Here is a 14,303-nt window from a genome sequence, read left to right as displayed (position 1 = left end):
TATTCCAAGCCTCTTGCTATGCGCGTCGCTCATGCAAACATGCGGCGGCACCAATAAGAGGAATATTGTCTTGTACTACTAAAGTCACCGGGATCTGTCCAACGTACTGTGACATTAACCCTTTCTCAGTGAATCGTTCAATAAATCGACTTGATAATAAGCGATCTGTCATGCGAGGTAAAATCCCCCCACCTATATATACACCGCCAAGTGCACCAAAGGTCAGCGCTAAATCACCCGCTACGCTACCCATCCAGTCACAAAAATGTGTCAAGGTTGCATCACAGACTTCACATTCCGGTGCCAACTGGCTGATTTGTGAAGCATTTAGATCCATTGGGGTATGGCCCTTTACTTCGGCCATAGCACGGTACAAACGAGCGATGCCTGGGCCCGAGAATACACTCTCAATAGACACATGTTGTAAATTCGATCGCAGCGCATGAAGCAGTTGTCTATCAAGCGCTGTCACCGGTGCCAGATTAATATGCCCTGCTTCACAACTCATCACCGCACTGCCATTTATGTCTCGCGCTAAACACGCTGCGCCAAAACCTGTGCCCGGTCCCATTACCGCAATATTGGCGTCTGGTTCAGGTTGACCTGACTTAATAATTAAGTTCTGTTTTGTATCCAAGTACGGTGCTGCGTAGGCAAAAGCCGCAAAATCGTTGATAACCGCTAATTCGTCAAATTGCATCTGCTCTTTGAGCGGTGCGATACCGAAATGCCAACCAAGGTTAGTTAAATAAACCTGTTGCGACTTAATTGGACCTGCGACTGCAAGACATGCTCTTTTTGGTCTATCTATCGGTAATTGGCTTAGAAAGCGAGTTAAAGCAGCTTCAAATGATTGGAAATCTGCACTTGGGTAAGTGATCTGATGTTGTATTTCGAATTGACGAGTTTGCTGGCAATAATGAGTGACGATAGCAAACCTTGCATTCGTTCCACCGATATCGGCAACGACAATCGGATCAAAATCTTGATGTTGGTAACTTGTTGTCTGGGTCATGTTGTTTTCTCTTTTGTCATTGCGCGATACGCGCTTATTTTTATGCACCAAGCCCAGGTTGCCAGTGCAAGTATTTCTATTGGTCATTCAGTTAATTTTGCACGCTAACTGACGTAAAAAAGTGCTGCCCACACAAGTTGGGCAGCCAATACGTTTTGACAACAAAATGATAAAACACCGACATTATGACACCGGTGTCAGAAAGTGGCAATAAAAAATTTATGATTATGGCGAAATTGGTTGAAATATTTGTTCAGATCCTGACAATAACCAAGTTAACTACTGTTGAGTACAAAAATGAAGCATAAAGGTAAAGCAACATCATTTGATATTGCCCACTACGCTGGTGTATCCCAGTCCACGGTTTCGCGTGCGCTGAGAAATAGCCCCTTGGTCAATGAAGAAACTCGACGGAAAGTGCACGAGGTGGCAGCAAAACTAAACTACAAAGTAGATAAAAACGCCAGCAATTTACGTACCCAGCAAAGTAGTACTTTAGCGCTGTTGTTGTTTGAAGACCCGACGACGGATGAGTCACAAATCAATCCCTTCTTTTTAAGTATGCTCGGCAGTATTACACGCGCTTGTGCCAAAGAAGGGTATGACTTGTTAGTCTCTTTTCAATCAAGCAGCCAAGATTGGCGCGCCGATTATGAAGATAGCCATCGCGCCGACGGTATAATTTTACTCGGCTATGGCGATTACTTGGACTATCAGTCTCGGTTACAACAATTGTTAGAACAAAACACTAAATTTGTTTGTTGGGGTGCTAAGGTTGATGGCCGGCCCGACTTAACAGTAAGTTGTGACAACTATGGCGGTGGACAACTTGCCGCACAGCATTTAATTGAACAAAAACGCACAGATTGTGCTTTCATAGGTGATGCATCACATCATAGCCCTGAGTTTTTTGCTCGCTATCAAGGATTTAGAGACACATTTTTGGCACAAGGCATACAACTGAATGAACGCAAAATTGCCAATGCCATCTCTACCCAAGACTCTGGTTATCATGCGACTAAATCTCTCATCGCTAATAACGTTCACTTTAATGCCCTATTTGCTGCCAGTGATTTGATAGCCATCGGTGCCATCCGTGCACTGCAAGAAGCCGGTATTATGGTGCCCAATGATGTTCGTGTCGTTGGCTTTGATAACATACCTGCAGCAAGTTATGTATCTCCTGCCCTCACTACAGTACAACAGAACACAACCTTGGCGGGACAAATGCTGGTCTCAAACTTACTTAGCTTGATCCGTGGTGAAGAAGTAGAGTCAACTTTATTACCACCTAATCTTATCGTCAGAAATACCTAAGCCAGTAAAAAGCGCACAACCCAAGATATTGAATTGTGCGCTTTAAAACAAAAGTTATACCGGACCCACCCTAGTAAGGGTTAGTCGGCAGATAGAAGTTCGTTAAATTACCATCAATTGACATCATTAATTCTGAACCTGTGTGTGTATGGCTATAAACATTATAGTTATCACCGCTTTGCAGCTTCACTCGTAATATATCCTGATATTCAACAGCCTGCCCACATGCCAACGCCAGTCTTTGGGTTTGTGCCGTTTCTTTGAGGATGTAAATTGACCCACTGCCATCAACAACTCCACTACCATCTGCCGTAATATAGATAGAAGTCGCTTCATCTGCGGCAATGTTGAAATGCGCACTGCTGTGCCTTGCCAATGATACCGCCGCGCGACCCATTCTATCTCGCTCAGCAAAATGTGTATCGGTCAAGGCATTGCTTAGCATTGGAATAGAGACAAACGTACTACTGAAGTTAAGCGTTTCATGACAATAATCCGTAACCACTTCACTAGAAATCGCACCAAGCACACCATCAGGGTCATAGATGCTGTCGGCCATCAATGCCATACCAGCCGAAGTACCACCCACAACGCCCCCTTTGTCAAACACGTGCTGAACCGCCGTTTGTACAGCTGTACCCTGCCATTGGTTGAGGTAATCGGACTGGTCTCCTCCTGCAAACCAGACAAACTCCGCACTGCGAATAGCCCACTCTACATACGGGTCGTTAGCTTTGCTGATAGAGTCAACAATCAGGGTTTCTACTGAATCAGCATTCATAAGTGCCAGTAGATAATCGTTATACGCATCGGTGCCCGATGTGCGCAGCACCACCACATCAGCGCCAGTACCAACATGTGGCGTCACTCGTTGATTGAAAGCTGCGTCTACATCCGTGCCACCGCCCATCAACAAGGTTGCCCCGTTGCCTGAGGTCAGAACATTACAGGTATCAGCACTGTTGCCAGCTATGTAGGCTTTCAGTGCGCCAGGTTTTGACGGTCGTGCGCCATAGTTACAACTACCACTCGGTGGTGGAGGTGGTGTGGTATTTTCGTCAAAGCTTACGTTTAGATCATACCAACCCGAACCGCTATAACGCGTTAACTTGACATAATACGTGCCGGTGGATGTTGCTTGATAACTGCCAGACTCGGGCACTTGGCTGGTTTCTCTACTGGCCACCGCAGGGCCTGTTTCTTGATACAAGAACCAGTCAAAATCATCACCGCTACTATGGTCCAATGAAATATCAATAGTCCCTGTTTGCGTCACTTCAAAAGAAAACCAATCAACATCGTTTCTTGATAGTTCTCCAGTGACTAGCGTATTACTACACACGCCACTATTGGCACTGCTTTCAGTATTATTTGATTCGATTTCATTAGTTAGACATGCGTAGCTGTTTGCGCTTGCAAGCAAACAGGCTGCTAGTGATGCAGATAGAATGTTCATGTTGTTTTTCATAATAATTTACCTGAATTTTAATAGTTATAGTTATTCCTGCCGCAACGAAAATGTGGGCATAGTTAGGCTTTAAAATTCAGGTGAGGTTATTCGTCGAACCACTCACTCAAGTGGTAGTCAACCGAACATTCATGCAGATCACTAGGGCGTAGTACGATAACTTTAAACATATACGTCTCCTAAATGATTGTTGAAGAAATTAAGATTAAGCAGATGTTAATATCCGCCCAAAAAATATGGCACGCAAAAACCTGCATTTCAACATTTATTATCAATTATCTTAATTTATTTACAAAAACAGGCGAGAAAGAGGTGGAAAAATATTCAATTAACACCTTGATGTCTTTACTTACTTTTAAAAAATTACCGATTATAGTTGCATTAATAACAATTTAATTTTTAATTTCAATGCTTGCTGCTGACCCAGTATTCATGACCAACCATGTTGGTTAACATGGTTGGCATGCCTCATTCTCAGTACCAAATAATCGCCTATTCGAGCGATTTTAATTTGGTAACGTCAAACGTACTCGCTGGTATATCTAACGTATTAAAGTTTGGAAAATCACGAACAGACGCATGAACGTTAGGATCACCTGTGATCATTCTTAATAGCTGATTGGTGCCCGTTGCAAAATAATAAGTTGCAGGCCCCTTGCCATGCGGCCTTTCGAAGGTCCATGCCTCGGCGGATTGCCCTAATACATCGTGCAAACCGATAAATTGTGCATTGCACTGTATCAGCACATCTTGAGTTAAAATTAACTCATGGCAGGCATCCACTTCGTCATTGAGAACCGATTCAATAAATTCACTAGGCATATTAGTATGTGCTCTCGTGTAAGCCACTTTTGCCTTGAAGGATTCATTGCTGCTCGGATACATAATTTCTGACATCCATAAACGATGCCCCTTTTGTGCTTCGCTCCAAGGGTTAAATAGTCCATCAATACGACATACGTTTTTAGTGTAATCAAACCAACAGTAACCTGAGGTAATATCATCTTCGGGCAACATAGGTTGCCAGTAAGAGATATAACTACTACTCCACTTGTTCGGGAGTCTTGGTGGTACTTTATCCAATTTATTCAGTTCCATTGTAATACCTTTTAACGTTTCAACGCGTATTTGAGTGCAGCTTCCAATGCCTCTGGCAGCGCAGGTAATGACGCACGTCTTTGTGCAAACGCTTGGGCAATCTCTGGGGTTGTCAGATGCATGTTATCTTCTGCACTTTCAAACCAAAGTCGGCTAATTTCGGCATGTTGACTGAACAACTTCATTACAGGCATGACACGTTGGTTGAAGTCTTGCAACGCAACCTCTACATTTTGGCTATGCTCATGTACTGATTTGACTAACAACTGCGCACCAACAACCGCCATGGTCGTACCATGTCCTATTGAGAAATGACCTGATTGCAATGCATCCCCTAGCAACACCACGTTACCGTCGTAGGCTTTTTCATGGCTTAATGTCATAAACTGACGCCATTTTAGACCAGCCTGAGCAATGACTGGCTGCGCATCAAGTTCTTGGCTAAATACGCCAGCAATGAACTGCTCAGCTTGCTCAGGTGTCATATCGTCCAACCCAGACTTTTGATATGTCTGTTCACTACACTCAACAACAAAGGTACTCATTTTACTGGAGTACTTGTATGAGTGAGCAACAAACACGCCGCTTGAATGGGCTTTGAAAATAAGGTTCATTTCGTTAAACAACTGCGGTGTGCCGTACCACATGTAACGGTTTTTCCCAAAATCTACCTTAGGTTTAAGCGCTTCGCGATAAAAATGTGTGGTGTGGCTAATGCCATTCGAGACCACTACAAGATCATATTGATCAGCGGCCAATTGCGCCTCTTCTAACACGGGTTGCTCGTACTCAATGTTGATATCAAGGCTTTGGCAAAGCTCACGAAGCGCTTTGATCATTGATTTTCTTTCTGCACCACACAATGTCACGCCAGTACTTTTCATCGCACTATCATTGTGATGCGTCAGTTTGAAGGTTTCTAAATATTGCGCATCTAAGGTTTCATGATCCAACAAGTAGGATAATGGATTGGCTGGATGATGAGGCGCTCTGCCGGGTAGGACAACGCCCCAACCAACACTCTCTTCTTGGTTATTTTTTTCTATGATACGGATATGCCACTGCGGATTGAGCTTTTTAATTTGACTTGCAAACATTAACCCAGCCGGACCTGCGCCTATCACTAAAATGTTCATTAGTTCATTCTCCCTATTTTGTACCAAACATTTTGTTTTTGTTGAACATCCCTAAGCTCGCTGTACGCCATAGAGGTAAAATACAGCTTTTCAGCCATATCTGGCGGATAGAGATCGGGAAATTTTTGATTCATGTATCGAGCAAAACGCGCTCGCATAAAAAAGATGGGATTAGAGCAAGACAGCACTTCATAGTTAGCGCGCGCCATGTCTTGCATCGCATCGGCCTCTTTCTTACGTAACTGCGTGAATTTGGGCAAAATCTCATCTTGATCGCCTTCATATTCTTCGAATAACTGATCCAAAACATAAGCATCTTCAAGCGCCATATTCATGCCCTGACCCAAAAATGGTGCGGTGGCATGCGCAGAGTCACCGATTAGAACCGCCTTGTTTTTGTAATGGAATGTAGACGAGCGAACATTGATTAAATCATTGCTGGGTTTTTCCATGAATTGTTCGAATAAAGATTGACGAACATCGTCTGGCACCATTGAGTAGTACTTTTCGAAAAAAGCTCGCATGGCGGTGCTATCTTTGCTGTGCAAACTCACCTGGCCTGTGTAAGGTAAACACACGGCAAAACTGATACTTCCATCGGGGATAGTTGCCGCCCTACCCGCGAACTCTCCGCCTGAGTCCATACCAAAGAAGTATAATAAATCTTTACGCAGTCCAACCTTAGACGCATCTGGGATCACCAATGTCTTGTAGCCATGCTTAAAAAATGATTGATGGAACTCAAAACGACGACAGTGTGTTTGCATCGCATCACGTACACTCGAACGCGCCCCATCAGCGGCAATAATTAAGTCCCCTTTGTGAGTCACAAAGTTGCCAGACGCATCTTGGGTTAAAATACTGGCATTGTCTAAATCGACTTCAACACACCGTTGATGGTAGTGATATGTCACATCAGCTTGATGCGCATACTTATTTAATAAAACCTGAAACGCACTGCGGCTAAGCGATAAGGGCTGTAATTTATCAATTGGCGGTAACTGTCGTACTTTGGCCTGCCCTTTGACGAAAAACGCCATGCCCGACACTTGCACCCCACATGCTTGTAACTCTTGCAAAGGAATACCCGCAGCGACTACCGCTTCGATACCCCGTACCGTCATGCTCACACCAATGGCTCTTGAGCTTACTTGGTCAATGTAGTCTGCTTGATTGTCTAGCGGATTCCCTCTTTTCTCAATTATATGTACTTCATAGCCGCGTCTTGCGAGATAAATAGCAGTCAGGCCACCTGCCAAACCGCCGCCGACGATGATTATTTTTTTCATTGTATTAGCCTTCCCTTGAAAGATTTCCTGTTGCAAGATCTGCCATTTGTTGTTGGAAAAACTCCAGCAGCTCTATTTGCGTGTCAGGTGTTTGAATTAGATCTAAATTTCTTGCCATATCGGCCAAATCTGCGCAGCGTTGCGATAATTGCGCGCAGCCTTTTGCATAGTCAGTTGCAATTGATGACTCAACAGGTTCAGGCACTGGTGGCCCAGCATTGCGCCCCGGTGTACCTGAGGGCAAGGTCATCAAATGCACCGAAAGCGGGCGTAGAATTCCCGTCATTAGGTCTATTGCAGCATTCATTAAACGAGAACGGCGTAAACTGCCTTTTGGGGTTTGCGCAAAATGATGCATCATGATTTGAAACATCAACTCGTGACATTCTTTGTAAAATCTCATCAACGATTGCGCTTGCGGGTTAGTAACCAGATTACACCCAGCTCGCGCTTGGAAAACCGGGTTTTTAAGCACCGGATAAGCTCCCTCAAAAGGCACATCTTGCTGGTTGAGCACTTTAGAGATCTGACGAAGGCGGTTAAAGTGACTGAGCTCAAATTGCTCAGTTTGCTCACTCACTCCTTCCCCTTGTTCCGTCACAAACTCAATCGCAAACAATGCCGTTTCACGGTTATAGACCTCAAATTGATAACCCGGATAATTACGATTCACCACTTCATTCAAAAACAGGTGATGTTCTCCACCAGAGTATATATTGCCTTGCGGATAAAGGTCTGGCAGCTCTTCAAAAGCCTGTTTTATATCTGCGTAGAAATCAGCAATAGAACGGCCAATAGTCGGAATAAAAGTCGGCCACTCGAAGCGCACAAATTTGGCCATCGTCTGTGCACTGAACGGCTCAAATGAGAAGTCAGTGTCTAGACCAAAAGTACTGTGCGCCTGCTCACCTAGGACTGGCACACCCGCATAGAATGGCTCTCCCAGCGACATTAACAAGTTATTGACCACCAGATAATGGATCATTTCTTCATGTGCTATTTCCAAAAGCACGCCTCGCCAACCACTGTTATGCCTTCTATCAGAGCCGCCATTAACAAGCTCTAGTTGCTCATTAGTCCAACGTCCCGCCTTAACAAATTGCTCTCCAGAGGCATAAGTTGGCAACGAATATGCGCTATATAAATACTGCAACATGATAGATAGCTCGAGGTCGACCGCATCTCTAAGAGACTGAATAAGTTGAGCTTTATTTTTAATCTTGCCAGTAATGGCTAACTCTGTGTTACAGGGTGGCAAAGTTTTAGGAATGGCCGAGTTTTCAACATTGCTAAGATATTTCAAGAACAAATAAGACTGTGCCTGCGACATCTCACGCGTGCTAGGCATGTAATAGCTCTTGTGTTTGTTGTTGGGATCGCACATCTGCCACATTAAGCGCGCGTATGTTTCACACTTACATTTATCCGCCATGCTAAACACTTTGTCTGCCATAAACGGGTATATAAACTCGTAATAAGCCATGACATTTTCATACAAAAAGTCATAGTCAACCTGCTCATCTGGCGTATCCAATAAAGCCCAATCATCACTGAGCACACGCACCTGTATTGGGCTATGTTGCTCACCTAAAAAGATTTGTCCGCTGCCTGCAGATAAAGCTTCAACTAAAAACTGACCACGACCATCGTCAGCGGTTTCAACAAACGCATCACAATATAATAAATCCGTTGTGCAATTGTGGCTCGCCAGCTTATTTATTGCCCGAGGAGCCCCTCGAAAATAACTGTAGACATCTATGAGCTGGTTACTTTTTTGCTGTGATTTAGGATTTGGCGACTCCATATAGGTAATGTGCTGCTCCCCTTGAACGTACCAATCCACTTCATGCCAGCTATGTTGATCGCTCACCAATTTAAGCGACAAGTTGGCAAGATCCGAGACACTTAATTCTATTGGAATATCGATGATACCAGCACACTCAAGACTGTTTTTGTACAAGGCCTCTGGAATTATCGCAAGCGTTTGACCCTCTTTACTCTGTAGTTTCAGATCACCAAGTGATACCTTGTCGGCCAGTTTCGCAGGCATGCCTGACTCAACCGGCAAAGTCTCTAAATAACCTTGATGACCCACACTGATTGCCATATTCAGGCTCAACCAATGCTGCGAAGCCTGCAGCACGATATTTGAAAAATGCTCTTGGTTGTCAGGTTGTAACACTCTACCCACCGGACAAGTGGCCATTTCATGCTCACGCCATAGCCCAATACTGCCGTGCAAATCGCAAAATACTGGCATATTCGGCTGAGTTGGTGGCGACAGATTACTCACACAATATTGCACTACCAGCCCTTTTACATCGGGTTGCGCCAGTGCCAATTTAAGCTGTTCTAGAAATTCAGACTCTAAGTTCAACTGGTTGATAAGAAAGTCTTTAGAATGTTTACTCACGGTAAATTGAAAAAGTCGAGCAGCAGCGAGATCGGCTGCAAAAGCATGGGGTTGCTCCTGCTCTATGTAGCCTGGATTTAGCCAACGTACTCCATGAGTACAATCTATATCAGCAGATAATACATGCGCTGTATTGGCTTCACTGTTTGGTGCGCTAACGGTAAGTTGTCCGGCGTATATCAGCGCAGAATCCGCTCGCGTTGGGTCATTGTCGACCCAGCGGGCACGATTAAATGAGGTTCGCAAATATTCATTATAGTGGCCCCAAAGATTCAGTGTACCGCCTAGCAACGGATCATGCTGTAAACACTCCCCTGGGCGAATTTGCAGTGCCGTAATTTGTGTATCATGCCATGAGAAGTGGTTGTTCCCCATCATGTTATAACCACATGCTAGGTTAAACTGTCCATTTTCATCTACTTCGCCTCGAGCGTTAATTTTTGGCCCCAGTGACTGTAAATACTCATGATATGCCTTTGGAGGCATCTTAACATCAACTGCTTGACCTTCATGTAATACCGTATTCGTTGCAATATCCAAGGTATTATTGATATTGCGGTTAGCCGTTGGCACGTTAACTCTTGCTACGCCTTTAAAATGTATTCGTGGGAAATCTAGAACACTCATTTATCGTTCACTTATTTTTTTTGTATTGATTTGAAACGCTCTTATCATCATGTGTATGCCACCTCTTTTTCAGGTTCGTGATTCGTTGCTTTTTGTTTGCTGATGATGGCCTCTGCGGTATGCCTCCCCGCTAAAACTCCCCCTTCCATCCAGCCGCAATGATGTGTGTATGCATCAGAGAGAGAAATAACGCTGTCATCCCCTAAAGTGAGATAGAAAGGATGTTCTGGGCAACATTCTTTTGAGAACTCAACACCGTGGGTCCAGAATTTATGAATGTGGGAGTGTGCAACCGGAATAGATTCAGGTGATTGATGCAATGCATCTGCAATAAAGTTTCTGACGGCTTGAAGATAATGCTGCTCGCCTTGGTTGTACATATCTTGCCAGTAAAGCGCGTTTTCACCATCTGTGTAGAAAAACACATATTTGTTGTCTTTAAAGTACAACTTTCGAATTGGGTTACGGGTAATTACAACATGGTCAGTCAACCCTAACCCTTGCCACCATGAATCTGTATAAAAGAAGAACCCTTTAAACAATGGGCTTGAACCATAACTATAGTTAGTCCAGCGCTTGGGGAATTCGCCATCTAGCTGTTGCATTCTAGAAGGAGGCAACGTCACAATTTTATAGCCATCAGAGAGAGTTTGTCGCTGACCAAGCTGATCTTCAAGGATCAGGTTATGGCTATCCGTACTGTGCTCTATTGCGATTAGTTCTTGATCAAAATGAAAGTTTACGCCCAGTAGTAATGCTTGCTCATATAGCGCCTGCGTCAACGCTGAAAAACCTTCTTTAAGATTGAACCATTGATAACCCACATTCTCAGAGAACCCCTGAGTTTCAGGGTGTTTTTCGATAATGTCGTAAGCAATGGAAGGTGAAATGATAGGCAGTGAAAGAGAATCATAGCCCAATGCCATAATCACATCTGACGCTTTGCTTGGCCCTAAATAGGTAGATAAAAAGTCACTAAACGAATCATTGCGATGCTCTGCAATCAAAGGCTTTAAATTATCGAGCAATTGCTTAAGCTCTTTTTGGATGGGCTGTGAAGTTTTCAACTGTGTAAAAGGAAACGTTTCGTACTCTAGGTTAAGTGATTTCACTAGGTCATAAACATTTACATGTATTTGAGAACAAAATCTGCCCGCGCCAAGATCAAGGAATTGATCATTTATAAAGGTAGTGTGTGCTCGTCCGCCCACTCTTGATTTTTGTTCATAAACATTAATCGACCAACCTTTGCAGGTTTGTGAGCGAGCAAGTGTCAGCGCGCACATGATACCCGAGATGCCAGCTCCAACAATTGAAACTGAGTGTTTAATATTAGACATCGTTATATTCCTTGATGATTCTGAGCCATAATTTGTTAATTCTTCATAGTATTTACTGCTTCTATATCTATGTTTTTGTTTACCTATTATTATTAGACCAATTAACCTACCCCTTTGGTCGGAAAAGCAAGTTACGGTTTTTCTGTTTCAAAAATCTTGCAGTTTTAAGTCTGTTTAAATTTCCGAATTTTATTATTGATAAATTCTGTTTATTGACATACTTAAATACACATAAACACAACAACAAAAAACTATTGCGCCAAAAAACCAGAGGAAATCATAACCAGATGAATAGGTGGGGTTTTTCTCAGAGACCATCAATTATAAATATTTTCAATTCGAATATTAAAAAACAGAATAAATAGAGAGGAAATTAATAATAGGCTTTAGCAACCATAATAAAAACAAAAGCTTGAAGGTTGTTATCAGTGCGAAAAATAATGAAAATCAGTATTGTCATAAAATTATATTAGGCAATACTGAGTCCATATATTTGCAATTAAAATTATTATATGAATTTTTTATGTTTTAGTGGCAAATCTCCACGATGCGTCAAATACTGTAAAGTTGTCAGTGAAAACAGCAGAGCAAATATACCGCCTGTCACATCGGCAATTGGGAATGCCAACCAAAAGTCATCTGTGGAAAAGTAAGTGGGTAACAGATACATGAGCGGGAACAGTAAAATATAGTTTCTGGCAGCATCCAAAAACGTCGCAGGAATGGCACGGCCCATACCTTGGAACAACCCGCTAGACATCATACAAAACCCTGCAGCGATAAAACCTGCAAAGCACACTTTCGCAATGTCTAACCCTAACGCTATAACTTGCACATCATTAGTAAACAGCACAATGAGTAAGTCAGCGTTAAAACACAACAGCCAAGTTACCAATCCTCCCCACAACGTACTTGCAAAAATCGCGACAAGGTAAGCACTGCGCACCCGCTGGTATTGACCGGCACCATAATTAAAACCAGATAAAGTTTGCAGCGCTATCATCATGCCTATAATTGGTAAGAATAAAAACATAAAGCAGCGCACTAAAATGCCGTGTGCGGCAATAATCGAATCAGGCTGTTCACTAAAAAAGGTAGAGATAGAATATACAGTCGCCGCTAACGTCAGAGAAAACCCACCATGTGACATCAACACAGGCAACCCTAAGCTGAGAATTTTAAAATGTACTCTGATGGGGCTAAATAAATACCCTGTGTTAAAGCGAACCTTACTTTGCCCACTTTTTTGCAATTTAATTCCGAGTAACAAAGCCATAAGAATAGCAATAATCGTTGCCCAAGCCGCGCCAGCAACCCCCCAACCAAAGCCAAATATAAATATCGCATCTAAAATGATATTTAAAATTGACGCACTGGATAGAACTTGCATCATTGCTTTCGGGTTACCTGACGCTCTAAACCCTTCTGTTATTTGATTACTGGTAAAACCAATCGTCCAAAATAATACAATAGGTGTAATATAGTCTGTTGCGTTCCCTCTAAGATCTTGTGGTACTTTTAAAAAATCAAAAATACCTGACAAATTAAAAAATATGAGTAAGGATAGAATAATAGAGATACTGATAGCTAATAAAAATGAAGCACTGAAGACCACATCAGCATCTTGCTGACGATTACCGCCCAGATAACGAGAAATCAATGAGGCCATGCCACTACCTAGCATAGTACTGATGGCAATCAGCAACATCTGAATTGGAAATACTGCCGATACCGCTGCCATAGCATGACTGCCAATTCCCTTTGAAATGAAAATAGCGTCGACAAAACTGTACAATCCATTGATCACCATGCCGAGTGTCGTTGGAATGGCTATCAGTACGAATTGTTTGGCAATGTTGCTGGTAAGTAGTGGTGTGTCCTCGTGATTTAATTCTACGTCAATGCTTGATGAGGGAGTGCTCATAATTATCCTTAAATTTAGGTATAGCTAAACCTAAGGAGTGTAAAGGTGAAATGTTACCGATGTTAAACAGCTATGAAATTTATTGATCTTTCAATCGACCAACTCAAAATGAACAGCTCAAACCACACATTACCAAAAGTAACGCCTTTATTTTGCGAATGAGCTTAAGCACGTTACCCTGTTTGTTATCAAGCAGAGCACTTCATCATAACGGAGATAAACGTGACACTAAAAGTATACCTTTGTGGAGAAATTCATACCGATTGGCGTGAACAAATTATAACAGGTAGCAAAGCTGCCGGTCTGGATATCAAGTTTTCATCAGCTGTGACTATTCATGAAGCAAGTGATGCCGCAGGCGATTGCCTTGGGCAGGAGCAAAACGGTTTTTGGCGTGACCATAAGTCAGCAAAGATCAACGCTATTCGCACCAAAACACTTATTGAGCAATGCGATTTGGCGGTGATCCGTTTTGGTGAGCAATACAAGCAGTGGAATGCCGCATTTGATGCAGGCTACTGCGCTGCTCTAAACAAACCTTATATCACACTGCATAGTGAGGCATTGATCCACCCGTTAAAAGAAGTAGATGGTTCGGCCCAAGCCTGGGCGACCACACCAGAGCAGGTTGTCGAAATATTAGCGTATCTATTATCAGATCAACTCAGCTAAACAT

At 43.0% G+C, this 14,303-nt stretch carries 10 protein-coding genes; 2 read left to right on the top strand and 8 right to left on the bottom strand.

Features of this window, described 5'->3' with window-relative positions; all coding sequences use genetic code 11:
- Positions 1–16: 16 nt before the first annotated feature.
- Positions 17–1,015 carry a glucokinase gene (gene glk, locus BET10_RS17365; protein WP_070986848.1) on the bottom strand — a complete coding sequence of 333 codons (999 nt, stop codon included), beginning with the start codon at positions 1,013–1,015 and terminating at the stop codon, positions 17–19.
- 297 nt (positions 1,016–1,312) lie between these two features.
- On the opposite strand from glk, the gene BET10_RS17360 reads away from it, so the two are divergent.
- On the top strand, positions 1,313–2,332 hold the full coding sequence (locus BET10_RS17360; RefSeq protein ID WP_070986847.1) for a LacI family DNA-binding transcriptional regulator: 1,020 nt from the start codon (positions 1,313–1,315) through the stop codon (positions 2,330–2,332).
- 70 nt (positions 2,333–2,402) lie between these two features.
- On the opposite strand, the gene BET10_RS17355 is transcribed toward BET10_RS17360, so the two are convergent.
- The 7 genes from BET10_RS17355 to BET10_RS17320 form a co-directional block, all read right to left on the bottom strand.
- The gene (locus BET10_RS17355; RefSeq protein ID WP_070986846.1) at positions 2,403–3,800 is read right to left on the bottom strand and encodes a pre-peptidase C-terminal domain-containing protein; all 1,398 of its coding nucleotides are present in this window, start codon (positions 3,798–3,800) and stop codon (positions 2,403–2,405) included.
- A gap of 492 nt (positions 3,801–4,292) precedes the next feature.
- Positions 4,293–4,898, bottom strand: a complete 606-nt coding sequence (gene vioE, locus BET10_RS17345; protein WP_070986844.1) for a violacein biosynthesis enzyme VioE — start codon at positions 4,896–4,898, stop codon at positions 4,293–4,295.
- 11 nt (positions 4,899–4,909) lie between these two features.
- A complete protein-coding gene (vioD, locus tag BET10_RS17340) occupies positions 4,910–6,034 on the bottom strand; it encodes a flavin-dependent violacein biosynthesis monooxygenase VioD (protein WP_070986843.1) in 1,125 nt (374 codons plus the stop codon).
- Positions 6,034–7,323 (bottom strand): NADP-dependent violacein biosynthesis oxygenase VioC, encoded by a 1,290-nt coding sequence (vioC, locus tag BET10_RS17335; RefSeq protein WP_070986842.1) that lies wholly within the window; start codon positions 7,321–7,323, stop codon positions 6,034–6,036. Before vioC ends, vioD begins: the two co-directional genes overlap by 1 nt.
- 4 nt (positions 7,324–7,327) lie before the next feature.
- On the bottom strand, positions 7,328–10,363 hold the full coding sequence (gene vioB / locus BET10_RS17330; RefSeq protein WP_070986841.1) for an iminophenyl-pyruvate dimer synthase VioB: 3,036 nt from the start codon (positions 10,361–10,363) through the stop codon (positions 7,328–7,330).
- A gap of 47 nt (positions 10,364–10,410) precedes the next feature.
- Positions 10,411–11,703 (bottom strand): flavin-dependent violacein biosynthesis tryptophan-2 monooxygenase VioA, encoded by a 1,293-nt coding sequence (gene vioA, locus BET10_RS17325; RefSeq protein WP_070986840.1) that lies wholly within the window; start codon positions 11,701–11,703, stop codon positions 10,411–10,413.
- A 508-nt stretch (positions 11,704–12,211) separates the two neighbouring features.
- Complete coding sequence (locus BET10_RS17320) at positions 12,212–13,627, bottom strand: MATE family efflux transporter (RefSeq protein WP_070986839.1); 1,416 nt, start codon at positions 13,625–13,627, stop codon at positions 12,212–12,214.
- Between the two features lie 222 nt (positions 13,628–13,849).
- Between BET10_RS17320 and BET10_RS17315 the strand changes: the two genes are divergently transcribed.
- Positions 13,850–14,299 (top strand): YtoQ family protein, encoded by a 450-nt coding sequence (locus tag BET10_RS17315; protein ID WP_070986838.1) that lies wholly within the window; start codon positions 13,850–13,852, stop codon positions 14,297–14,299.
- Positions 14,300–14,303 lie beyond the last annotated feature (4 nt).

Source organism: Pseudoalteromonas amylolytica, from assembly GCF_001854605.1.
GTDB classification, from domain to species: Bacteria; Pseudomonadota; Gammaproteobacteria; order Enterobacterales; family Alteromonadaceae; genus Pseudoalteromonas; species Pseudoalteromonas amylolytica.
The sequence above is the reverse complement of the archived record's forward strand: the minus strand, read 5'-3'. Positions and strand labels throughout refer to the sequence as shown.

What these genes read in the sequence shown, in the direction of transcription:
- glk (WP_070986848.1), bottom strand. Translation starts at nt 1,015, where the DNA reads ATGACCCAGACAACAAGTTACCAACATCAAGATTTTGATCCGATTGTC.
- BET10_RS17360 (WP_070986847.1), top strand. Translation starts at nt 1,313, where the DNA reads ATGAAGCATAAAGGTAAAGCAACATCATTTGATATTGCCCACTACGCT.
- BET10_RS17355 (WP_070986846.1), bottom strand. Translation starts at nt 3,800, where the DNA reads ATGAAAAACAACATGAACATTCTATCTGCATCACTAGCAGCCTGTTTG.
- vioE (WP_070986844.1), bottom strand. Translation starts at nt 4,898, where the DNA reads ATGGAACTGAATAAATTGGATAAAGTACCACCAAGACTCCCGAACAAG.
- vioD (WP_070986843.1), bottom strand. Translation starts at nt 6,034, where the DNA reads ATGAACATTTTAGTGATAGGCGCAGGTCCGGCTGGGTTAATGTTTGCA.
- vioC (WP_070986842.1), bottom strand. Translation starts at nt 7,323, where the DNA reads ATGAAAAAAATAATCATCGTCGGCGGCGGTTTGGCAGGTGGCCTGACT.
- vioB (WP_070986841.1), bottom strand. Translation starts at nt 10,363, where the DNA reads ATGAGTGTTCTAGATTTCCCACGAATACATTTTAAAGGCGTAGCAAGA.
- vioA (WP_070986840.1), bottom strand. Translation starts at nt 11,703, where the DNA reads ATGTCTAATATTAAACACTCAGTTTCAATTGTTGGAGCTGGCATCTCG.
- BET10_RS17320 (WP_070986839.1), bottom strand. Translation starts at nt 13,627, where the DNA reads ATGAGCACTCCCTCATCAAGCATTGACGTAGAATTAAATCACGAGGAC.